This window comes from Paraburkholderia sp. DHOC27 (assembly GCF_003429005.1).
Lineage (GTDB): Bacteria > Pseudomonadota > Gammaproteobacteria > Burkholderiales > Burkholderiaceae > Paraburkholderia.
This window is the reverse complement of record NZ_QVQV01000004.1, coordinates 418,186-440,934: the sequence shown is the minus strand read 5'-3', so window position 1 is coordinate 440,934 and position 22,749 is coordinate 418,186. Positions and strand designations below refer to the sequence as shown.

Sequence of the window (22,749 nt, the reverse complement as noted above, 5' to 3'; positions counted from 1 at the left end):
ACTGACCCAAGGTTTACCCTGATATCCGGGCTATCGGTAGCGCAGCAGAATTCAGCGCCCCGGCACGCTTGCGAGCCCGGCGCGGGCCTTCCGTGGAGCCGGCGGCATCTGTTCGAAGATGCGGTGAATGTTGTCAACCGCCCGTTTCGCCCGCGAAGTCTGGCGAAGGGCCCATTCGAGAGTGTCATGTCTATTGCGTCACACGGATCTTCCAACGAATCCCGCTTCCGGACGGTTTTCCGCGTTGTCAGCGGCAACTTTCTGGAAATGTACGACTTCATGGTCTACGGCTATTACGCCTCGGCAATTGCCAAGACCTATTTCCCGAGCGGCAATGACTTTGCTTCATTGATGCTGGCGTTGTCCGTGTTCGGCGCGGGCTTCCTGATGCGGCCGCTGGGCGCCATCATCCTCGGCGCCTATATCGACCATCATGGCCGCCGCAAGGGCCTGATGCTGACGCTCGGCCTGATGGCGGTCGGCACGCTGACAGTCGCCGCCATTCCGGGTTACGCCACGATTGGTGTGCTCGCGCCGGTGCTGGTCCTGTTTGGCCGCCTGCTGCAGGGCTTCTCGGCTGGTGTGGAACTGGGCGGCGTGTCGGTCTACCTCTCCGAGATCGCGACCAGGGGCAACAAGGGCTTTTATTGCTCGTGGCAGTCGGGCAGCCAGCAGGTTGCCGTGGTGTTTGCCGCGCTGATCGGCGTGGTGCTGCACCAGGTCCTGCCCGTCGAGCAGATGACCGCGTGGGGCTGGCGCGTGCCGTTCCTGATCGGCTGCCTGATCGTGCCATTCCTGTTCCTGATCCGGCGCTCGCTGCAGGAAACGGAAGAGTTCGCCGCGCGCAAGCATCGCCCGAGCATGGGCGAGATCATGAAGTCGATGATGGAAAACTGGGGCGTCGTCCTCGGCGGCATGGGCATGGTGATCATGACCACGGTGTCGTTCTACATGATCACGGCATACACGCCCACCTTCGGCAAGGAAGTGCTGAAACTCTCGGCGATCGACGCGCTCGTCGTCACCGTCTGTATCGGCTTGTCGAATCTGGTGTGGCTGCCGCTGTCGGGCGCGCTGTCGGATCGGATCGGACGCCGGCCCGTGCTGCTGATCTTCACCGTCCTGACCATTCTCACCGCGTATCCGGCCGTGCAATGGCTGGTGGCCGAGCCGTCGTTCGCGCGTCTCTTGATGGTGGAGTTGTGGCTGTCGTTCCTGTACGCCTGCTACAACGGCGCAATGGTCGTGGCGTTGACCGAAGTGATGCCGGTTGAAGTGCGCACCGCGGGCTTCTCGCTCGCGTATAGCCTTGCCACGACGATCGGTGGTTTCACGCCGGCCATCTCGACGCTGCTGATTCACGTGACCGGCAACAAGGCCGCGCCGGGACTGTGGCTGGGAATCGCGGGCATCTGCGGTTTGATCGCGACGCTGGTGCTGTATCGCACGCCCGAATCGCGCAATCAGTACCGCACGGTCTGACGAAGCACGAAACACGAAACACGAAGCACGAAGCACGAAGCACGAAGCACGCGCTACGCCTTACGAGGGCTCAAGCATCCTCACGTAGCGCGTGAGCAATCTGTTCGACCACCGGCGCCCACGCGCCGGGTTCCGGTTGACGCACGAGCCGCGCCCCCGGATACCACGGGCTGCGCGGCTCGTCGATGAACCAGCGCCAGTCGGCGGCAAACGGCAGCATCAGCCAGAGCGGCTTGCGCAGCGCGCCGGTCAGATGCGCAATCGAGGTGTCGATCGACACGACGGCGTCGAGCCGCTCGATGATCGCCGCCGTATCCGCGAAATCGCCCAGCCGGGTATCGAAGCGGTGGATCGTGCCGGCGCGCGGATGGGCGTCGAGCGTGGCGCGCTCAGCCGCGCTGAGGTCGGGCTGCAAAATAATCCAGTCGATGCCATCGAGCGCGAACAGCGGTTCGAGTTCGGCGAGCGGCATGCTGCGATTTTCCTGCTGCTGCACACGTCCCGACCACGCGAGCCCGATCTTGCGCCGCGCATGACCGCCAATCGACCCACGCCACTTGCGACGATAAGCGGGCGGCACGCTCAGATAAGGCGTGCGCGCGGGAATCGTCTCCCTGTTGATGCCGAGCGCGAGCGGCAGGCTCAGAAGCGGACACTGCAGGTCGACCGGCGGACGCGGCTTACCCTGCGCGATGAGCGTGACGCGCCATTCGAGCGCGGCAGGCGCAAGCAGCGGCACCAGTTGCGGCTGCACTTCCAACACGACGCGCGCGCCAGGCTGTGCGACGAGCGGCACGAAACGCACGAATTGCAGCGTATCGCCGAAGCCCTGTTCCGCATGCACGAGCAGCGTGCGCTTTTCGATGGGCTCGCCGTGCCAGCGCGGCAGCGTCTGCGGGACGCGCTGCGCCATTGTCTTGAGGCGCCATTCGTACTCGGGTAGACCACGCGCAAAATCGCCGAGCGTCAGCCACGAGAGAGCGCGGTTCATATGCGCGGACGCCAGCTCGGGCCGCAGGCGCAGCGCCTGATCGAAGGCGCGTACCGCAGCAGCGGGGGCGCCGAGCGCGTGATGCGCGGTACCCAGACTCAGCCAGGCCAGGGCGAATTTCGGATCGAGCCCCACCACGCGCTCGAAATGCGGCAGTGCTTCCTTGTGACGGCCCATCGCGGATAGCGCGTTGCCCAGTCCGAACAGGGCCGGCGCGAGATGCGGCTGTAACGACAGCACGACCCGGAAGGCCGCGGCCGCTTCGGCGTGCTGGCCGATCGCATCCAGCGTATTGGCAAGATTGAAATGAGCGGCCACGAAACGCGGCTGCGCGGCGATCGCGGCACGGAACTGCGTGAGCGCCGCTTCGGCGCGTTCGAGCGCATTGAGCGCCATGCCCAGATTGTTGTGCGCCCCGGCATGACCCGGCTGCAATTCGAGCGCGCGTTCGAACGATACGATGGCTTCTTGATGCCGGCCGAGCGCATGCAAGGCATTGCCCAGATTGTTGTGCGAGGACGCGTTGCCCGGTTGCAGCCGCAAGGACTTCTGGAACGCGTCCGCCGCGTCTTCGTGACGACCCGCCGCCGCGTAGGCATTCCCGAGGTTGTAATGTGCCAGCGGGAAACTGGGTGCAAGCGTGAGCGCATTGCGAAACCGCTCGATGGCGCCGTCGAGTTGCCCCATTGCCTTCAGCGCGTTGCCGAGGTTGAGTTGCAGCGCGGCGTCCTGCGGACGCAGCCGCGCCGCGCGGCCAACCAGGTCGGCTGCTTCAGCGTGCGCGCCGAGTTGATGGCGCAACACCCCCAGCAGATGCAGGGCGTCGACGTGCGCGGGATCGATATCGAGCGTGGCGCGATAGCCGCGCTCGGCATCGTCGAGGCGGCCGTCACGATGCGCCGCGTAGGCGCTTTCAAAAACTGGTTCCATGACGGGGGGCGGTAATTCGCGGGTGATTCGCAATAAATCGCGGTGATTCGGCAAGACAAGCCATGCATTTTCCCACACTCGCCAGGGCATGCCCCAGATTGACGGACCGGAGTCTGATCTATAACATATGAATATGTGTTCATATGTTCGAGGTAGGCGCGTGTCATGCAAGTGATGTCCAATGACGACGGCGTCGTGCCGCTCGCCGATCTGTTCCGCCTGCTCGGCGACCCTACGCGCCTGCGCATCGTGTTGACATGTGTCGACGAGCGGCGCGCGGTGGGCGCGATGGCGGAGGCGCTCGGGCTGTCGCCGTCGCTGGTGAGCCACCATCTGCGGCTATTGCGCGCGGCCCGCATTCTGCGCGCGGAACGCCAGGGCAAGCAGGTGTTCTATGTGGCGGCAGACCGCCACATCAGCGGCATGCTGGCCGAGATGCTCGAACATGTGGCCGAGCCCGCCAACGAATTTTCCCCGGACGCGTGATGAAACCCCTATCAGGCACCAACGGCTCAGCGGAAGAGCGCGAAGACGATCACGCGCCGGTATGGCTCGAAGGTCAGGACCCCGACGATGTACAAGGCCTTGCCGTTGACGCGGACGCTGCGCGTGCGACGCGCGGGCGTGGGTATGCAGTGAGCGAGGCGGGGAGTGACGCGTCTGGCGCTGGTCAGCCCTCGAATAGTTCTGCCGGGGACCGCGCCGGCCACGACCACGAAAACCACCATGCCGCGCGTCAAGCAGCGGACCAGCCACGCCCATTTCACAATCACGATCATCAAACGTATCAAGCCGTGCATAACCACTCAGCAACCGATCCGACTCAAACAGCCGCAAACGATCACGCGGGCCATGCTCATGGTCACGATGACCACGATGACCACGACCACGCGGGTCATGATCACTCGGGCCACGACCACGGCAGCGCCGCACAAGGTCACGGTCATAGCCACGGCCACGGCGGCCACCATCACCACCACGCGCCCGTTGCCGGTCATGGGCGCGCGTTTGCGATTGCCGTCGCGCTGAACATCGCCATCGTGGTCGTGCAGGGCATCTACGGGGTGATCGCGCATTCCACCGCGCTGCTTGCCGATGCGGGCCACAATCTGTCCGACGTGCTCGGTCTGCTGCTCGCCTGGGGCGCCGCCTGGCTCACCACGCGCCGGCCTTCGGGACGCTATACCTTCGGCTTCGGCAGCACGTCCATTCTCGCGTCGCTCGTCAACGCGGGCCTGCTGCTGTTCGCGTGCGGCGTGATCGTTGCGGAGGCCATTGGCCGGCTGATGAACCCAGCGCCGGTGCAGGGCCTCGTGGTGTTCGTCGTCGCGACCATTGGCATGCTCGTCAACGGCTTTTCCGCATGGCTCTTCATGCGTGGTCAGAAAGAGGACCTCAATATTCGCGGTGCCTTTCTGCATATGGCCGGCGACGCGCTGATCTCCGCCGCCGTCGCCATTAGCGGTCTCGTCATCCTCGGGACGAACTGGACCTGGCTCGACCCGTTGATGAGTCTCGTGGTGGTCGCGGTAATCGTCTACGGGACGTGGGGTCTGCTGCGCGACTCCGTGTGCCTCGCGCTCAACGCGGTGCCGCCAGGTGTGGACATGCAGCGCATCCGCGATTATCTGGCGGCGCAACCAGGCGTGACCGACGTGCACGATCTGCACGTGTGGGCGCTTTCCACCACCGGCAACGCACTGAGCGCGCATCTCGTGATGCCGGCCGGTCATCCCGGCGACGAAGCCGTCGACGCAATCGTGTTCACCTTGCGTGAGACTTTCTCCATGCAGCACGCTACCTTGCAGGTCGATCTCGGCACTACGGACCATTGTTGCTCGCTCGATCAGCCGGGCACGCATTGAACCGGCTTTTGACGCGCTGCACCGCCGGTCATCGGGGCAGCGGCGTACACTAGACGTCATGTTGGTCTCCGGAGTGCTGCATGGCCGCCGCATCATCCGCTGCGTCGCCGGTGCTGATCGTCGGGGCGGGTCCAACCGGGCTCGCCGCCGCCATGAGTCTGGCGCGTGCGCATATACCCGTGCGTCTCATCGACAAGACGTTGCAGCCGGCGCCGCACTCGCGCGCTATCGGCATCCAGGCGCGCACACTCGAACTGTTCGAACAGCATCGTCTGATCGAGCCGTTTCTCGAACTGGGACATCGCGCCCACACCGCGAACCTCTATTCCAACGGGCAGCGCCTCGCCCGGCTCGATTTCGATCCGCTGCAAACGCGCTACCCGTATGTGCTGTTTCTTGACCAGAGCATCACCGAGCGGCTCTTGACGGAGCATCTGGCCACGTTTGGCGTGACGCTCGAACGTGGCGTCGAACTCAGCGCTTTTGCGCAGGACGCCGCGGGTCTCAATGCGATCCTGCGGCACGCAGACGGCCGGGTCGAAGAAATTCGCCCGGCGTACATGATTGGCGCTGATGGCGCACACAGCACGGTCCGTCATCAGTTGGGCATGAGCTTCGCCGGCAAATCCTTCGAGCAGGTTTTCCTGCTGGCCGATCTGCAGGCGGAAACGCCGTGGTCCAACGACGAATTCCACATTTTCGCCTCGGGCGAAGGCCTGGCTGCCCTGTTTCCGCTGGGCGAGCAGCGCTACCGGCTCATCGCCGATCATTCGGTACGGCCGGTTGCTATTCCGGCATCCGCGGCGCCCCCGGCACCCACTGCGGCCACCGGGGCAGCGCCTGCCGTTTCCGCTGCGGCTTCCACGAGCGAACCCGCGCCGCTTCCGACGCTGGAAGAATGCCGGGCGCTGGCCGCGCGGCGTATCCATCACCCTGTGAAATTTTCCGATCTCACGTGGTCAGCGCATTTTCACGTGAGCAGCCGCATGGTCGAGCAGTTGCGTGTGCAACGGGTTTTTCTGGCCGGAGACGCCGGGCACGTGCACAGTCCCGCTGGTGCCCAAGGGATGAACACGGGCATTCAGGAAGCCTTCAATCTGGGCTGGAAACTTGCCCGCGTGATCAAGGGTGAAGCGCCCGACCGTCTGCTCGACTCGTATCACCTGGAGCGGCATCCGATCGAGCGCGACGTGTTGCGACAGACGAGCTTCGCCACGCATATGGCGGAGGCTGATCATGGTCCGCTCAAGCTGCTGCGCGAGCGTGTCATGCCGGCGCTGGCCGCGCTCGGCCCGCTGCGCGATGCTGCACGCCTCACGGTGAGTGAACTCGCCATCCAGTACCGGCGCAGTCCGCTCACGCTCGAGCGGGTGCTCGACGGCGGCCCGCGTGCCGGTGAACGCGCGCCCGATGCGCTCGTGCACGTGGTGGATGGACCCTTGGGACGAGCGCCGGGCATCGGCTGCATTTTCGATCTGCATGACCCCGCGTTCTTCTCGTTGTTCCTGCTGATCGAACCACGTCCCAACGAGGCGCCGCTCGATCCTGCCGCGGATCGCCAGGCCGATCGCCCAACGGACCACCAAACCGATCTCGACCGGCTCAGTACGGCGATCGAGCGACTGCTGCCGGGAGCGGTGCGTATCTGGCGTGTCAGTGACCTGGAGGGCGAGGGCGCTCCTTCGTTATCCGAATCATATGGACGCACCCGTCCATCGTTCTATCTGATTCGTCCAGACGGGTATATCTGCGCGCGTGGCCGGCCTACTTCCGATCTGAATGGGTTGTTGCGTCACTGTGAAGCGTGGTTCACGAAAGGTGTGACGCAGCAGCAGGCGGCGAGTTGAGGCGCGGCGTTATGCAACGGCCGCAGGCGCAGGCGTTAGTTTCGCGCGATGCTTGTGCAACGCTTCCTTGACGATGGCGCTCATGGCGAGACCGCCTGCATTTGGTTGATCGAGCGACTCCAGCAGCCGGCGCCGCATGCGCGGCTCCCAGAAGCGGCGAATATGATCGGCGACGCCGTCGAGCGCTTCGTCGCGATCGGGCATCGAATCGAAAAACTCACCGATGCGGTTCGCCATGTCGATCAGGTTCTGTTCATCCATTGTTTTTCCTTATTTACCCGACGTGGCGTTGGCGAGTTCGCGCTGACGCAGCAAGTCGAGTTGCTCCGTGTTGAAACGCGAATAGTCCTGCTGCCATTGCGACGGCTGTTCCACCGGCATCACCTGTACCGCGGTCACCTTGTATTCCGGGCAATTGGTGGCCCAGTCGGAACTGTCGGTGGTGATCACGTTGGCGCCTGACTCGGGGAAGTGGAATGTCGTATAGACGACGCCCGGTTGCATGCGCTCGGTCACCTTGGCGCGCAGCACTGTTTGTCCCGCGCGCGATTCGATGCCCACCCAGTCATCCATCTTGATGCCGCGCTCTTCCGCGTCATGGGGATGGATCTCCAGGCTATCTTCGTCGTGCCAGCGCGAGTTCTCGGTACGGCGCGTCTGCGCGCCGACGTTGTATTGCGAGAGGATGCGCCCGGTCGTGAGAATCAGCGGGAATTTGCGGGTGACCTTTTCCGGCGAGGCGATGAACTTCGTAATCACGAACTTGCCCTTGCCGCGCACGAAGGTATCGATGTGCATGGTGGGCGTGCCATCTGGCGCGTTCTCGTTGCACGGCCACTGGATGCTGCCCAGTTGATCGAGCTTCGCGTACGAGACGCCGTGGAAGGTCGGCGTGAGACGCGCGATTTCATCCATGATCTCGGACGGGTGCGCGTAGTCCATTTCGTAGCCCAGCGCACGCGCCAGCATGACCGTGACTTCCCAGTCCGCGTAGCCAGGAATGGGCGGCATCACCTTGCGCACACGTGAAATACGGCGCTCGGCGTTGGTGAAGGTGCCGTCCTTTTCGAGGAACGACGAACCCGGCAGCAGGACGTGCGCGTATTTGGCCGTCTCGTTGAGGAAAATGTCCTGCACGACGATGCATTCCATTGACGACAACGCCGCCGACACGTGATGCGTGTTCGGATCGGACTGCACGATATCTTCGCCCTGGCAGTAGAGCCCCTTGAAACTGCCGTCGAGCGCGGCCTCGAACATGTTGGGAATGCGCAGGCCAGGTTCCGGTTGCAGCGTGACATTCCAGGCGTCCTCGAACAAAGCCCGCGTAATCGAATCGCTGATGTGACGGTATCCCGGCAGCTCATGCGGGAACGAGCCCATGTCGCACGAACCCTGCACGTTGTTCTGGCCGCGCAGCGGATTGACGCCCACGCCTTCCCGGCCAATGTTGCCCGTTGCCATCGCCAGATTGGCGATGCCCATCACCATGGTCGAGCCTTGCGCGTGTTCCGTCACGCCGAGGCCATAGTAAATCGCGGCGTTACCACCGTTGGCGTAGATGCGGGCCGCTTCGCGCACCTGTTCGGCCGGCACGCCGGTGACGGACGCGGTTGCTTCCGGTGCGTTTTCCGGCAACGCCACGAATGCGCGCCACTGCTCGAACGCGTGCATGTCGCAGCGTTCGGCGATGAACGCTTCCTTCAGCAGACCTTCAGTGACGATGACGTGAGCCAGCGCATTGACGATGGCGACATTCGTGCCCGGCAGCAATTGCAGGTGGTGCGATGCTTTCACGTGCGGTGTGTCGACAATGTCGATGCGACGCGGATCGACCACGATCAGCTTTGCCCCTTCACGCACACGGCGCTTCAGGCGCGAGCCGAACACCGGATGGCCGTCGGTCGGATTAGCGCCGATCACCATGATGACGTCGGCCTTGTCGACCGAAGCGAACGTCTGCGTGCCTGCCGATTCGCCGAGCGTCGTCTTCAGACCATAACCCGTTGGCGAGTGGCACACGCGCGCGCAGGTGTCGACGTTGTTGTTGCCGAACGCCGCGCGCACGAGCTTCTGCACGAGGTAGGTCTCTTCGTTCGTACAGCGCGACGACGTGATGCCCCCAATCGAATCGCGACCATGCTTGGCCTGAATGCGGCGAAATTCCGATGCCGCGTAATTCAGCGCTTCTTCCCAACTGACTTCACGCCACGCATCCGTGATCTTTTCGCGGATCATCGGCTTGGTGATGCGGTCCTTGTGCGTCGCGTAGCCCCACGCGAAGCGACCCTTCACGCAGGCGTGACCTTCGTTGGCCTGGCCGTTCTTGTTGGGCACCATGCGCACGACCTGGCTACCCTTCATTTCGGCTTTGAACGAACAGCCCACGCCGCAGTACGCACAGGTGGTGATGACCGAATGTTCAGCCTGACCCAGCATCACGACGCTTTTTTCCTGCAGCGTGGCCGTGGGGCATGCGGCGACACACGCACCGCACGAGACGCATTCCGAATCCATGAAGGGCTGATTTTCGCTTGCCGCGACGCGCGATTCGAAGCCGCGTGCCGCGATGGTCAGCGCGAAGGTGCCTTGCGTTTCCTCGCAGGCGCGCACGCAGCGATTGCAGACAATGCACTTGGAAGGGTCGTAGGTGAAGTAGGGATTGGACTCGTCCTTCTTGTCCTTCAGATGATTCGCGCCTTCGTAGCCATATCGCACTTCGCGCAAGCCCGTGACGCCGGCCATGTCCTGCAGTTCGCAGTCGCCGTTCGCAGGGCAGGTGAGGCAATCGAGCGGGTGATCGGAGATGTACAGCTCCATCACGTTACGGCGCAGCGACTGCAGACGGTCGGTCTGCGTGCGTACCTTCATGCCGGCTTCGACTGGTGTCGTGCACGAGGCCGGATAACCGCGCTTGCCTTCGATCTCGACCAGACAAAGCCGGCACGAGCCGAACGGTTCGAGCGAATCGGTGGCGCATAGCTTCGGTACGTTCACGCCAGCTTCGATCGCCGCGCGCATCACCGACGTGCCGGCCGGCACCGTGACCGCCTGACCGTCGATCTCCAGCGTCACGTCGACATCCGCGTGACGCAGTGGCGTGCCGTAGTCGGTGTCGTCGAACGGCGAACGGGCGGCGCGCTGCTGCGCCTGCGACTTGCACGCACAATTGCCGGAGCCGCAGCCGCCGGCAGGGGAGTTGAGGGCATCGGACATAGTGGGCTCCTTCGTCAGGCCGCGGCTTTGGGGTGGGCGGCGTCGAGGCCGAAGTCTTCGGGGAAATGGTCGAGTGCGGACAGCACCGGGAACGGCGTCATGCCGCCCATTGCGCAGAGCGATCCGGACACCATCGTGTCGCACAGATCGCGCAGCAGTTGCACCTGGCGCGTCGAGGTATCGCCGTTGCGGATTCGTTGGATCACTTCCACGCCGCGCGTCGAACCGATTCTGCACGGTGTGCATTTGCCGCACGATTCGAGCGCGCAGAAATGCATGGCGTACTGCGCGAGTTCGGCGAGATTGGAGGTGTCGTCGTGAACGACGATGCCACCGTGACCCACCACGGCACCCACCGCCGCATATGCTTCGTAGTCCAACGGAATATCCCATTGGCTTTCCGGCAGATAGGTGCCAAGCGGGCCGCCTACCTGAGCGGCGCGAGCGGGCTTGCCGCTCGCCGTGCCACCGCCGTAATCGTTAATCAGCTCACGCAAGGTCACGCCAAATGCCAGTTCGACGAGACCGCCGCGCTTGACGTTGCCGGCGATCTGGAACGGCAGGGTGCCGCGTGACCGGCCCATGCCGAAGTTTTTGTAGAAGGCCGCGCCGCGCGCGAAGATGATCGGCACGGTAGCGAGCGTGATGACGTTGTTGATCACGGTGGGCTGCCCGAAGAGGCCGACGAGCGCCGGCACCGGCGGTTTGGCGCGCACGATGCCGCGCTTGCCTTCCAGCGATTCGAGCAACGCGGTTTCTTCGCCGCAGACATACGCGCCTGCACCTTTGGCGACCTGCAGTTCGAAGCGATGTGCGGAGCCGAGCACCTGGTCGCCGAGCCAGCCTGCTGCACGCGCTCGCACAATGGCAGCCTCGAGCGTGGCGATGGCATGTGGATACTCGCTGCGCACATACACATAGCCCACAGTCGCACCGGTCACGATACCCGCGATGACCATGCCTTCGATCAGCACATACGGGTCGCTCTCCATGATCAGACGATCGGAAAACGTGCCGGAGTCGCCTTCGTCTGCATTGCAGACAATGTACTTCTGCGGTGCCTTCGCGCCGCGCACGGTGCGCCACTTGATGCCCGCCGGAAACGCCGCGCCGCCTCGGCCACGCAGGCCGGATTCGATGAGGGCTTCGCAGGCGGCGTCGCCATCGGTGGCGAGCGCCTGCTTGAGGCCTTCGAGGCCACCGTGTGCCACGTAGTCGTCAATGGAGAGCGGATCGGTCAGGCCGATGCGCGCGAATGTCAAACGCTGCTGTTTCTGCAGATACGGAATCTGGTCGACGATCCCGACGTGCAGCGGATGCGCGCCCCCTTCTACCATGCCTGCATCGAAGAGGGCTGCGACATCGGACACGTCGACGTTTGCATAACCGACGCGGCCCGCTGGTGTGGCCACTTCCACGAGCGGTTCGAGCCACAGCAAACCACGCGAGCCGTTGCGAACCAGCTCGATGGCAAGGCCGCGGCGTTCGGCTTCGAGAAGAATCTGTTCGGCAAGGGCGTCGGCCCCGAGCGCGAGGGCGGACGAGTCGCGGGGAACATAGATGCGCGTCATGCCGTTTCCCCCAAACGTTGCGTCGCGGCGGCGAGCAGGGCATCGAATTTCTGCGGCGTGACTTTCGCGTGCAGCGTCCCGTTGATCATCATGGCCGGCGAGAGCGCGCATTGACCGAGACAGTAGACCGATTCGAGTCCCACCGTGGCGTCGCTTTCGTGCGCATGTCCGGCGTCGAACCCGCAACCCGTGTGCGCTTCGATGTGCTGCACGAGCGCTTCCGTGCCCATGCTGCGGCACGCCTCGGCACGGCACAGTTGTACTGTGACCGGCGCGGCCGGGTGAGTGCGGAAGTGGTGGTAATACGTGATCACGCCGTGGACTTCCGCGCGCGACAGGTTCATCGCCCGTGCGAGCGGCGCGACGGCCGCAGACGGCACGTAGCCGAGTTCATCCTGAATGGCGTGCAGCACGGTCAGCAATGACCGGCCTGGGTGCGCGTGGCGCTGCACCAGGTCGTCAGGCGCGAGCGCGTTAGACTGGTCCAAAGTGGGGCTCCTCCGAAGTCTAATATGCACTTGTACTTCATACGTCGTGCACATATGCTTCACTGATTTGGTATATACAACGAAAGATAGGCGGGAGGCCCCCCTTTCGCAATAGGAGACGGCGGTACATATATGATCCGGATCGAATGTCACGCACAGCTTGTGATTCGCGATGCCGATGGCCACGAGTCAAGCCTGACGGACGTCGTGTCGTTATTGGCGGCCGTCGACGAAACCGGCAGCATCGCGCAGGCGGCAACGCGTAAGGGTTTGTCCTACCGGCACACATGGGGTTTGCTGCGCGGCATCGAGGCACGGCTCGGCGGCCCGCTAATTGCCAAGGAGCGCGGACGCGGCTCCGTGTTGTCGGAACTGGGGCAGGCGGTGCTGCGAGCGCAGCGCCTGTGCGGCGAGCGGCTGGACGCGAATATGCGCGCGCTCGCAAGCGAAGTGGCGAGCGACCTGAACCATTGGCTGGTGCCGCCCACGCACGATGTGCGGATTCACGCGTCACACGGCTACGCGGTGGCGGCGCTGGTGACTGCGCTGGTAGGCGACGAGGTTGCGGTGGAGATCAAATACCGCGACGGCGTGGATGCGGTGACGGCGCTGGCGCGCGGCGAGTGCGATCTGGCGGGGTTCCACCTGCCGCGCGGCGAATTCCGCGCAGCCTGTGCAAACACGTATCGGCGCTGGCTCGATCCGCAACAGCATGTGCTGGTCCATCTGACGCGGCGCAAGCAAGGTCTGTTTCTGCTGAAGGGCAATCCGAAGCGGATCAATGGCTTAAGCGATCTGGCGCGCGGCGATATCCGTTTCGTCAACCGGCAGCCGGGTTCGGGCACGCGCATGCTGCTCGATCTCGCGTTGCGTCAGGTAGGCGTCGACCCGGACCGGGTGAACGGGTATGCATCGACGGAGTTGACGCACTCGGCGATCGCCGCATTCGTAGCGAGTGGCATGGCCGATGTCGGCTTCGGCGTCGAGCCGGCGGCGCATCATTTTGGGCTCGAGTTCGTGCCCATCGTCGATGAGGACTATTACTTCGCCTGTGACCGGGCTCGCCTCGAGCGGCAACCGTTGGCGACGGTCATCGGCATGTTGCGTGGCCGTCCGTTCAGGAGCAGCGTGGCACATCTGGATGGTTACGACCCGCGTGACTGCGGCGAGCTGGTCGAGGTGGATGAGGGGCTGGGGCCGATGCAGGTGTGAGCGGGGTAAGCGGCTGTAACAACGTTGCGGCGCCGACCCGCTGCGCTGGAGGTCCGTATGCGATACTCTCTGCTCTTCAGCTTAGCCTCAACTGCGCGGCCCACCGCGCTGGATCGCCATGAACGTTTTCCTCAAAGCATGTGCCGTCGCTGCGACGGCCGGCGCGGTTTTCGCCACAGTCTCAGTTGCCTTCGCGCAAAATTCCCCGGGCGTGCCGGACGGTATCCTCAGCGATGGATTCCATCTGCAAGAGCATCCGCAATTGCCGTTTGCTGCCTCGGCGCCGTCGAACAAATATCAATCCGACAAGAAGTCGGCCATGCGCAAGAAGGGCGATCTGGGCGACCCGAACGGCTGCAATCTGCAGTGCCCGGAAGATCAATAACTCAGCTTTGACGCCGGTACTCTGATACCGGCTTAGCAACAAAAAACCCGCGACAGCCTTGGCTACTCGCGGGTTCGTTGTTGTGCGGCTCGAATCTTGAAACGTGTTCTGGTGGAGGCGGCGTCCGCCGGAATTCAATCCGGCACACTCCGCGCGTTTCCGCAATATCCATTTAATATCAATGACCTGCGTGTGATTGCTGGCCGTAGAAGTCTACAATATTCCGACCCAATCCGGCGTTTCGTGATGGGCTGAATGATGGACTGGAAATGGCACTCACAGACAAACAGGCAAAAGCACTGCGGCTCGGCGATAAGCCGGTTTTCGATGGAAAGGTAACGGGCCTCATGCTGACGCCCACGAAGGGCGGTGCGAAGTGGTCGCTGCGCTTTACCTCGCCAGTTTCGGGCAAGCGGCGCGATGCGGGCCTGGGCACGTACCCGGAAACGCCGATAGCAGAAGCCCGCGAGAAAGCGCTGGCGATGCGCAAGGTTCTCGATGCTGGCGCCGATCCGATCGAGCGGCGCAATAGTGAACAGCGGGCGGCGGCGCTCGCTGCCTCGGCCTTCACGTTTGAAAAGGCGGCGCGCAAGGTCCACGAGGAACTCAAGCCAAGCTGGCGAAACGCAAAGCACGCGGACGATTGGATAAGGTCGCTTGAGGCCTACGTGTTTCCGCTGCTCGGGGAAAAGAAGCTCGATGCGATCGCACCAGCCAACTGCGCCGACGTGTTGCGGCCCATCTGGCTAGAGAAGGCGGAAACCGCCAGCCGTGTCCGCCAGCGCATGCACGCAGTGATGCAGTGGGCGTGGGCACACGGGCATATCGCGGCGAACCCGGTCAACGTTGTCGATCACATCTTGCCGAAACAGAACGCGAAGAAGGAACACCAGCCGGCCATGCCTTGGCGTGACGTACCCGCATTTGTGAAAGCGCATGTCGCGGAATTCAAACAGGGCGAAGCTACGCGCGCCGCGTTGCTGTTCCTGATATTGACGGCGGCGCGCAGCGGTGAAGTGCGCGGCGCGGTATGGGATGAATTCGATCTTGAGACCGGTGTATGGGCTATTCCGGGCGAGCGGATGAAGGCGAACGAGGCGCATCGTGTTGCGCTGTCAAAACCGGCGCTCGCACTCGTCAAAAGCCTGAAAGAGCAAAAGCTGCATGAGACGCTTGTGTTCCCGTCGCCACGCGGAAAGGTGTTGAGTGACATGGTGCTGACTTCGTTCCTACGCCGCGTGGAAGCGAAAAGCGACACGCCGGGACGCGTAGCGACGGCGCACGGGTTTCGCTCAAGCTTTCGCGATTGGGCCAGCGAACAGGGATACGCCCGCGATCTTGCCGAGCGGGCGCTGGCGCACACGGTTGCGAACAAGGTGGAAGCGGCCTATCACCGAACCGATCTGTTGGAACAACGCCGCACAATGATGGAGGCATGGGCGCGCCACATTCTCACCGACCAGGTGTTGTGAGCCGCAGCAAAACGCCCGCTCAAAGCGGGCGAGAAGATCAGCGGCGAGCGACGTAAAACGCGTTCAATGATGTAGGTCGCGTAAGTCAACTTTTGGAGTGTCCACTGGCGCGCGCCAGCACCTCACGAATGTCCGCCAGCCCATCCTCGAACAGTCCGAAGATTGAAGCTTGAGCGACCATTGAGAGACCGGCGAATTGCTCCGCCACTTCTTCGATACTTAGCAATCCCGACAACGCTTGCAGTTGGTCGACGCGGATAACAGCGGTGTCGACGGTCTGGAGTGAAACGGGATGGTGGGTTTGCTCGGAGTGAGCGGTGGCATGGCGCACGAGGGAAGCCTCCTGTATCAGTGGACAAACCCGTCCTCCGACGCCAATCGGGGTGGCCGGGCACATGGCAAGGTTGGCGTACCGGCGATACAGGAAACCGGCGAGCGCAAGCGCTCCCTCACCAAGACCCGACCATTGCGGTGCTTGATGCGGGCGTAAAAAAACCGCCGGTCGGCGGTTGCCCGCCTGTATCTGTTCATGGACGCCAATCCAAGGCCGCGTTGTTTCCGCAGCAGCAAAAGTATAACGCACGGTAGCTAACCGCTTGCTACCCACGCGCTACAAGGTAGGGGCAGACGTGCGTTGCTGGTCCTTTGATTCTTTGATAAAGAATCAGTGAGCAAACTTCTACGGCGACCGCCACCCGCTGCCCAGGTGTTGTGCTCCGCTATCATTTGCTATCAATTTCGAGATGCGAAGTTCACAAACCTTTATTTGTTCCTTCGATCGTCAAAGCCGTCCATGCTCCACGTCCGCGCCTGCTTTGCTGCCCGTACCGCCGTTTCTGCGCGCAGTGTCGCTAACCGTTCACTGAAGTGCGAAATTTTGGGTAACAGGTCCGCGAGCGGCCCTCGCATGATGCGCGTCGTCGTATCGCACCGCCGTTCCACCGACCAGCATTCACAGCGGCAAAGCTCGTCGATCTTGTCGAACAGTTCACCCCTCATGCGCTGAACTTCGGCGGGAGACAGGTACGGCCCCCACGGAAGATACTTACCGCCATCCGCGTCGATCAGCGCCCCGACGCAATCAGTGACGTCGTTCGTGGTGGCGCGTAGGTGCGCCATAATTCTGGACTTGTGTGCGGCAAGCTCGGGCTTCAGTTCCGCGACGCTGTGCGGCGAACCCGCCATGTTGATCCGCTCGCCGTCGATCCACAGCCGCACACACAATGAAGCGGCGCGCTTGATGATTTCGGTGGCACTCATACTGAATCCTCGACCTCATCGTCATCTTGTGGACGAAGACCGCCACTCCCGTTGACGTGGCGGTCTTGGCGATCTTGGTCAAAATCGGATGAAAGGGGCGGATCGTAAACCATTGCCGGTGCTGAAGACCGCCACGCCCCACCAAGACCGCCACCGGAATCTGTCTGGCGGTCTTGCTCCTCTTGGTGGCGGCCTTGGCGGTCTTGCTCCGACAGCGCCCACCACCAGCCGCTGGACCCGCTCGGCTTGCGGGCGTCGGCCCCCAACTCGCGTTTCGCACGCTCGATAGTGCGCCACGCGAGACCCGCTCCACGCGCATCAGCCTGAATCATCTTTACCGGCACCGGGCCATCCGCCAGCAGGGAACGCAGAAAATCCTTTGCCTCGTCACGCTCGGAACGCTCACTGTCCTGGCCGGCGTCCTGCTCGACGTCCCCCAGAATGTCGCGTGCGCTTCCCTCGATGCGTTCACCCCAGATAACGACGTTCGCACGGATACCCGCTTGTACCTCGACGCGTTCCAGCGCATAGGCGAACCCGCCATCGTCGGGCGCGATATTGGACTTTGCGCGGGCCAGAATCCGGCGCTCAGTGCCTTCCTCCTTCGCCGTGACCAGCACCATGCGCGCCAGTGCGCCGAACGCTTGTGAGCCAATCACGCGTTCAACCGGCGCGTTGCCTTTCGAGCCCTTCGAAAAATGCGAGATGCCGATTACCGCGCAGCCATGACGCGCGGCCAGGTCAACTAGCGGTTGCAGATCGCGGCGCACGTCATTGGCGCGATGCGCGTCGCCACCAATCGCACTGAGAACAGGATCAACGATCAGCAGGCGCGCGCCGTCCATGCGGGCGATGCGCTCGCTTAGCAGCGGCAAGTCACGGGCTGGATCGAACGGCGCCAATTCGCCGTCCGCCTTCGCCACGCTACCGACGAAATGCACCTTCGACAGGTCCGCGCCGGCCGCCATCAGACGCGGCACCAGCGTATCGGCGGGATCGTCCTCACTGCTCCACATCAGCACCTGGCCGCAGCAGCCGCACCCGGTTACGTCCGGCCACTGTCCGCCGTGCGTGACGACAGCGGCCAGCGCTAGCGCAAGAGTCGTTTTGCCCGTGCCAGCCGATCCGGCCAGGACCGTCAGCTTGCCCACCGGCAACCAGTCCGGCCATAACCACAAGACCGGCTGCGGTTTTACGTCCGCCGCACATTGCAGCAGGACCGCTGACTGCCCGGCGTGTTCGTCGTTGCGCGTTGCGTGGCAACCGACCTTCTTCTGTTGGGTATGCGCCGCCGCCATCTGGGCACCGCGGACGGCACGTTGGCGGCCGCGCTCGATCTGTTCGCGACGGCCTTCGCTTGTCTCGATCAATTCAGCGGCGCGTGCCAGCTCGGCTTCAACATCGCGTTCGCTGCTCATAGTTTCCCCTTCGCCGCGTGACGCTCAAGCGCTTCCCACAGACAACTTCGTGCATGCTCCTCAATCCATTCGCGATGCGCGCGCCATTCATCGCGCGTCATGCGGCGCTCGGAGCGGTCCAACTCTTTCGTGATGCGCCGCTCGAACCACACACGTAACGATTCGGCCCGCTGACGACGAGGGCCATTCAGAGAGGAGAAGAGATCGGTGCGCGGCGGCTGCCCGACCGGACGAATATCAGCCTGTGTGGCTTTGGCTGACACGCGGCGCGCTTCTGCATACGAAGGAAGCTCCCCGCGCCAGCGCATCCAAAATTCGGCACGCGCGGCGTCGAGCGCTTCGGCATCGTCAGGCGCCGCGACGCTGACCGGTTCAGGCCCGAGCACGGCGGCCACCCGTCGCCGCTGGCTGCGCGCGACTTGTGTCGATCTGCTGCTGAACCCACGCCACGACCTCGGCTTCGATCCAGCGCACGGCAGCGCTGCCGATGGTAACGGGCGCCGGAAATTCGCCACGCGCGATGCGCTCGTACAGCGCGCTACGTTGAAGGCCCGTTATCTCGGAGACGCGCCAGCGCGGAATCAGGATGTGGAATGTTTGGTCGGCCATGTCTCACCTCTGAAAGTAAAGTGCGCGCCGGAATGACGCGGCATGGCGGTATTACGTTGGAGAAGTAAGGCCGTGAATAGCTGGGTGGGTGCAGAAAACCCACCCTTGCTAAAGGTCGAATGGGTGGGTAGGTTTGCGCGGAAAGGGTAGGTGGGTACTGGAGTCAAAACCGCACAAACCCAATGCGGACAAGGGTTCGGGAGGTAGGTAAGTTATTGGCCCGGGGTCTTCGGCGCGCCGCCTTTCGGATGCCAGTTCGCGACCTTCGCCACCTCTTCTATACCGGATTCGTTCGGGCTGCCATCGTCGTGTGTCAAACCGAACTCGGCCGCATGCTCGCGCAGCCACTTCCTGATTGCATCCTTCACGCTTTTACCGCTGCCTTGGGCAACAGCCAGCCACGCACTGACCGCGGCAGCGAGCCTGGGCGCGTAGCGGGGATGTTTAGGGTTTAGATAGTCCGGCGCATCGCTCGCCTCAGGAAAAAAGAATCCTGTTCTAACACCACGCAATGCCAGCCATGCTCGCAAGTCGTCGAGGCTCACAGTTGTCTCGCCAGGGTCGAATGGTCCAACGGGAATCCACCGTTCGTCCTCACCGCCGTCGTCATACTGGATCAAACGTAGTTTGCCCCGATACACAACGCTTGCCGCGAGCGTCCCTGCCTGCACGGCGCGTAAGAGAGAATCCAGGGCCGTACGGAATAGATTCGGATCGGTGTCATTGCCGGCTACCTTCGGATCAACTTCACTGCGATACCAGACGCAGTAACCTTCGTTTCCGGACTGATCTTTAGGCTGAACCCGGCTGGGCTCAATGTTGCAAATCAGCGCAGCAGCAGTCGACAAAGTGAAGTTGTCGGAAATCCTGCACAGGTCGAACTCGTCCATTTCGCCCTCCATGCCGACACAAACAACGGAGTGTTACGGCCTCAACCACCTCGCGGATTCTGGCCGACCGTCGCAAACACGCCACGGATTTGAGGAAGCAAGTACACGTGAAAAACGCCCCTGGGCCGCACCTATTGATGGGCTAATTGATGGGCTGAAAAAACAAAAATCCCGTAAGGCGTTGACCCTACAGGATTTTTTTCAAGCAATTGGTGGAGGCGGCGGGAATCGAACCCGCGTCCAGAAGCACTCTACGACCAGTTCTACATACTTAGTTCTGTCATTTGATTTAACCCCAGTGACGCGGACGAACACGCTGCACTAAGGCGATTCACTAGATTTTCGACCCGGACGTCGTGACGCCGCCAAGGCTTAACTGACGTATATGACCTCTGTCGGTATTGCTACCGGTCTTGCGACACTAGCCCGTCAGTGAACTAGGCAGAGGACGGCGGCCCTTAGGCTGCCAGTGCGAACGTATCGTCGTTTGCAGTTACGTTTTTCCCATTGATTAACGAGGTGACGGGTCCTCGGTATGCCCTAGCCGCTTTGCAACCCCTGTCGAAACCAGGTCGCCCCCGCGGTTCGTTGTCCCTCAATGTCAGGACCAGCGCAGATTTTACAATAGATCGGGGTCCCTGTCCCGGCTGTCTCTGGAGGGATGCCGGTGAAGGTGGCTTTGATACGGTCGCCGGGCGTCGATGGCGAGCGCGTTTTGAGTTTTCGCCGTTGCCTCTTTTGCGGCTGCCGTTTAGCTGATCTCGCGCAACAGTCGCAGCAACTCAGCCGTTGAATCAACCACATGCTGTGCATGCCAGCGCTCGGGCGGGATGTCGTTACCGCAATAACCGTAGGCTGCGGCGACCGTCACCATACCTGCGGCGAATCCCGCCTGGACGTCACGCAGATCGTCGCCCACGTAGACAATCCTTTCTGGCGGCAGATCCAGCTCGCGGGCGGCGTGCAGGAGCGGCGCCGGATGCGGCTTGGAATGGGGCGTGGTGTCTCCGCTCACCACGCAGCCGGCGCGCGTGTCGAGCCCGAGTTGTGCCACCAAAGGCTCGGTCAGGCGCGCCACCTTGTTCGTCACGATGCCCCAGCGCACGCCGCGGGCGTCCAGCTCGTCCAGCACCTCGTCGATGCCGGGGAACAGCGTGGTTTCGATACACAGGTCGGCTTCGTAGTTGGCGAGGAATTCCTCGCGCATCGACGCGTAGTCATGGTGTTCCGGGCCAATACCGAAGGCGCCGCCAATCAGGCCGCGCGCGCCGGCCGACGCGAGCGGGCGCAGATCGTCGAGCGGCACCATTTCGAGGCCGCGCTCGTGGCGCATCTTGTTGACGGCGGCCGCCAGATCCGGCGCGGTGTCGGCCAGCGTGCCGTCAAGGTCGAACAGGACCGCCTGGCAGAGGCTCAGCGAGGCGTCGTCGTCTTCGCGTTGGGGCAGAGGGGTAGGATCGCTCATGTATGGGTTCGGGTCGGTGCGCGTCAGGCGTCGCGTCGGCAGGCGAACATGTAGTTGATGCTCGTGTCGTTCGATAACGCGAAGTGCTTACTGAGCGGGTGATACACGATGCCCTTGATGTCTGCGGTATGCAGACCGGCAGCGCGCACGTAAGCCGCCAGCTCGGACGGGCGGATGAAACGCGCGTAGTCGTGGGTGCCCTTGGGCAGCATCCGCGCAATATATTCGGCGCCGATCACAGCGAAGAGATACGACTTGACGTTGCGGTTCAGCGTGGAGAAGAACACCCAGCCGCCCGGCTTGACTAGCGTCTTGCAAGCCGCCACCACCGCCGCAGGCTCCGGGACGTGCTCCAGCATTTCCATGCACGTGACCACATCGAATGTGCCGGGTTCGCGCGCCGCCAACGCCTCTGCGGCGATCTCTTCGTAATCTACCGTTACACCACTTTCAAGGCTGTGAAGATCGGCGACGCCCAAGGCCTGACTCGACAGATCGATGCCTTTCACGTGTGCGCCCAGACCAGCCATCGATTCCGACAGAATGCCGCCGCCGCAGCCGATATCCAGCACGCGCTTGCCTGCGAGATGCGCATGCGTGTCGATCCAGTTGAGCCGGACCGGATTCAGTTCGTGCAGCGGTTTGAACTCGGCGTTGGGGTCCCACCAGCGATGCGCGAGGTCGCTGAATTTTTGTAGTTCGTGGGGATCGGCGTTGGTCATGGCGGATGCGGTTGTTGAGGAAAGCGATGTCTTCGATAAGACCCGAGTATATAGGCCGAGGCACGGAGCGGCAAAAACGCGGTACCGCGGTGTGCCGCACAGCGTCCGGCACGGCATGTCTGGCGCAGCCAAGGGCGTCGTTGAACTGCCGTGTTGCAACGTTTAATCGTCGGACATAAAAAAAGCCCCGCCGAAGCGGGGCTTTGATACTGCGGTAATTTGTAGCTTACTGCTTCGAAGTACCGACAACTTCGACTTCCACGCGACGATCCGGTGCGAGGCAGGCGATGAGTGCCTTACGGTTCTTCTGGTTGCAACCCGTCGTGACCGGGTCACGCTTGCCCTTGCCTTCCGTGTAGATACGGTTGGCTTCGATGCCCTTGCTGACCAGGTATGCCTTGACAGCTTGTGCACGACGCAGCGACAGACGGTCGTTGTACTTGTCCGAACCGATACGGTCCGTGTAACCCGTTGCGACCACGACTTCCAGGTTCAGCGCGCCGATCTTCGATGCCAGATCGTCCAGCTTTTCCTTACCAGCCGGCTTCAGGATTGCCTTGTCGAAGTCGAACAGAGCATCAGCTTGATACGTAATCTTTTGGCTCTGGATAACCGGAGCAGGTGCCGGAGCAGGTGCCGGCGGGGTCGGAGCCTGAGCAACGAGAGCGCCATCGCACTTTGCGTTAGCGGTTGCCGGCGTCCAGAACGCATCGCGCCAGCAGAGTTCGTTCGTGCCGTTCATCCACACGTACTCGCCCGTACCGTTTACCCAGTTGTCGTTCGTAGCTTGTCGCGACGCCGGCACCGACTGTGCCATCGCGGATGCAGCCATAACTGCGGTAGCTGCAATGAACGCGAGCTTTGAAAGTTTATTCATATTTCTCCTCTCGAAATTGAGATTACCGCAGGTTTACTGCGAGCTTGTT

At 62.6% G+C, this 22,749-nt stretch carries 21 protein-coding genes and 1 other RNA gene; 7 read left to right on the top strand and 15 right to left on the bottom strand.

The features are described from left to right. The first annotated feature begins 186 nt into the window (after positions 1-186). Entirely contained in the window at positions 187-1,482 is a 1,296-nt protein-coding gene (locus D0B32_RS17525) for an MFS transporter (RefSeq protein WP_117335253.1), read from the top strand. 70 nt (positions 1,483-1,552) lie between these two features. Here D0B32_RS17525 and D0B32_RS17520 read toward each other — a convergent pair whose 3' ends face one another. Then, positions 1,553-3,403 (bottom strand): tetratricopeptide repeat protein, encoded by a 1,851-nt coding sequence (locus D0B32_RS17520; protein WP_117335252.1) that lies wholly within the window; start codon positions 3,401-3,403, stop codon positions 1,553-1,555. A 165-nt stretch (positions 3,404-3,568) separates the two neighbouring features. Here D0B32_RS17520 and D0B32_RS17515 point away from each other — a divergent pair, with 165 nt between their 5' ends. From D0B32_RS17515 to D0B32_RS17505, 3 genes are all read left to right on the top strand, one after another. Beyond that, a complete protein-coding gene (locus D0B32_RS17515; RefSeq protein WP_117335250.1) occupies positions 3,569-3,889 on the top strand; it encodes a helix-turn-helix transcriptional regulator in 321 nt (106 codons plus the stop codon). 308 nt (positions 3,890-4,197) lie between these two features. Then, a complete protein-coding gene (locus D0B32_RS17510) occupies positions 4,198-5,268 on the top strand; it encodes a cation diffusion facilitator family transporter (RefSeq protein ID WP_117335410.1) in 1,071 nt (356 codons plus the stop codon). Between the two features lie 80 nt (positions 5,269-5,348). Next, positions 5,349-7,115, top strand: a complete 1,767-nt coding sequence (locus D0B32_RS17505) for an FAD-dependent monooxygenase (protein ID WP_117335248.1) — start codon at positions 5,349-5,351, stop codon at positions 7,113-7,115. A 9-nt stretch (positions 7,116-7,124) separates the two neighbouring features. Here D0B32_RS17505 and D0B32_RS17500 read toward each other — a convergent pair whose 3' ends face one another. Genes D0B32_RS17500 through D0B32_RS17485 form a run of 4 tightly spaced genes read right to left on the bottom strand, consistent with a single transcriptional unit; the run spans position 7,125 to position 12,390 of the window. Then, positions 7,125-7,376: a formate dehydrogenase subunit delta gene (locus D0B32_RS17500; protein ID WP_117335246.1), complete on the bottom strand. Its 252-nt coding sequence runs from the start codon at positions 7,374-7,376 to the stop codon at positions 7,125-7,127. A 9-nt stretch (positions 7,377-7,385) separates the two neighbouring features. After that, a complete protein-coding gene (fdhF, locus tag D0B32_RS17495; protein ID WP_117335244.1) occupies positions 7,386-10,331 on the bottom strand; it encodes a formate dehydrogenase subunit alpha in 2,946 nt (981 codons plus the stop codon). A 14-nt stretch (positions 10,332-10,345) separates the two neighbouring features. After that, positions 10,346-11,902 (bottom strand): NADH-quinone oxidoreductase subunit NuoF, encoded by a 1,557-nt coding sequence (locus D0B32_RS17490; protein WP_117335242.1) that lies wholly within the window; start codon positions 11,900-11,902, stop codon positions 10,346-10,348. Continuing rightward, a complete protein-coding gene (locus D0B32_RS17485; protein WP_117335240.1) occupies positions 11,899-12,390 on the bottom strand; it encodes an NAD(P)H-dependent oxidoreductase subunit E in 492 nt (163 codons plus the stop codon). Before D0B32_RS17485 ends, D0B32_RS17490 begins: the two co-directional genes overlap by 4 nt. A gap of 132 nt (positions 12,391-12,522) precedes the next feature. On the opposite strand from D0B32_RS17485, the gene D0B32_RS17480 reads away from it, so the two are divergent. The 3 genes from D0B32_RS17480 (at position 12,523) to D0B32_RS17470 (ending at position 15,459) form a co-directional block, all read left to right on the top strand. Continuing rightward, the gene (locus D0B32_RS17480; RefSeq protein WP_117335238.1) at positions 12,523-13,602 is read left to right on the top strand and encodes a substrate-binding domain-containing protein; all 1,080 of its coding nucleotides are present in this window, start codon (positions 12,523-12,525) and stop codon (positions 13,600-13,602) included. Positions 13,603-13,720: 118 nt separating this feature from the next. Beyond that, positions 13,721-13,987, top strand: coding sequence for a hypothetical protein (locus D0B32_RS17475; RefSeq protein ID WP_117335236.1), 267 nt, complete (start codon positions 13,721-13,723; stop codon positions 13,985-13,987). A gap of 269 nt (positions 13,988-14,256) precedes the next feature. Continuing rightward, the gene (locus tag D0B32_RS17470; RefSeq protein ID WP_117335234.1) at positions 14,257-15,459 is read left to right on the top strand and encodes a phage integrase central domain-containing protein; all 1,203 of its coding nucleotides are present in this window, start codon (positions 14,257-14,259) and stop codon (positions 15,457-15,459) included. 85 nt (positions 15,460-15,544) lie between these two features. On the opposite strand, the gene D0B32_RS32950 is transcribed toward D0B32_RS17470, so the two are convergent. The 10 genes from D0B32_RS32950 to ompA all read right to left on the bottom strand — a co-directional run bounded on the left by D0B32_RS32950 (position 15,545) and on the right by ompA (position 22,700). After that, positions 15,545-16,042, bottom strand: a complete 498-nt coding sequence (locus D0B32_RS32950) for a hypothetical protein (protein WP_259295035.1) — start codon at positions 16,040-16,042, stop codon at positions 15,545-15,547. A gap of 179 nt (positions 16,043-16,221) precedes the next feature. Next, positions 16,222-16,719, bottom strand: a complete 498-nt coding sequence (locus D0B32_RS17455) for a hypothetical protein (RefSeq protein WP_117335232.1) — start codon at positions 16,717-16,719, stop codon at positions 16,222-16,224. After that, on the bottom strand, positions 16,716-18,137 hold the full coding sequence (locus tag D0B32_RS17450) for an AAA family ATPase (RefSeq protein ID WP_117335230.1): 1,422 nt from the start codon (positions 18,135-18,137) through the stop codon (positions 16,716-16,718). The genes D0B32_RS17455 and D0B32_RS17450 overlap by 4 nt, the downstream gene beginning before the upstream one ends. Next, complete coding sequence (locus D0B32_RS17445) at positions 18,134-18,523, bottom strand: hypothetical protein (RefSeq protein ID WP_147329539.1); 390 nt, start codon at positions 18,521-18,523, stop codon at positions 18,134-18,136. Before D0B32_RS17445 ends, D0B32_RS17450 begins: the two co-directional genes overlap by 4 nt. Next, positions 18,510-18,746 carry an AlpA family transcriptional regulator gene (locus tag D0B32_RS17440; protein WP_117335226.1) on the bottom strand — a complete coding sequence of 79 codons (237 nt, stop codon included), beginning with the start codon at positions 18,744-18,746 and terminating at the stop codon, positions 18,510-18,512. Before D0B32_RS17440 ends, D0B32_RS17445 begins: the two co-directional genes overlap by 14 nt. A 212-nt stretch (positions 18,747-18,958) precedes the next feature. Then, positions 18,959-19,636, bottom strand: coding sequence for a hypothetical protein (locus D0B32_RS17435; protein ID WP_117335224.1), 678 nt, complete (start codon positions 19,634-19,636; stop codon positions 18,959-18,961). A gap of 210 nt (positions 19,637-19,846) precedes the next feature. Next, positions 19,847-20,216, bottom strand: a transfer-messenger RNA (tmRNA) gene (gene ssrA / locus D0B32_RS17430). A gap of 171 nt (positions 20,217-20,387) precedes the next feature. Further along, positions 20,388-21,101 (bottom strand): HAD family hydrolase, encoded by a 714-nt coding sequence (locus D0B32_RS17425; protein WP_117335222.1) that lies wholly within the window; start codon positions 21,099-21,101, stop codon positions 20,388-20,390. Between the two features lie 23 nt (positions 21,102-21,124). Then, positions 21,125-21,823: a bifunctional 2-polyprenyl-6-hydroxyphenol methylase/3-demethylubiquinol 3-O-methyltransferase UbiG gene (gene ubiG, locus D0B32_RS17420; RefSeq protein ID WP_117335220.1), complete on the bottom strand. Its 699-nt coding sequence runs from the start codon at positions 21,821-21,823 to the stop codon at positions 21,125-21,127. Positions 21,824-22,049: 226 nt separating this feature from the next. Then, positions 22,050-22,700 (bottom strand): outer membrane protein OmpA, encoded by a 651-nt coding sequence (gene ompA / locus D0B32_RS17415; RefSeq protein WP_117335218.1) that lies wholly within the window; start codon positions 22,698-22,700, stop codon positions 22,050-22,052. Between the last annotated feature and the right edge of the window lie 49 nt (positions 22,701-22,749).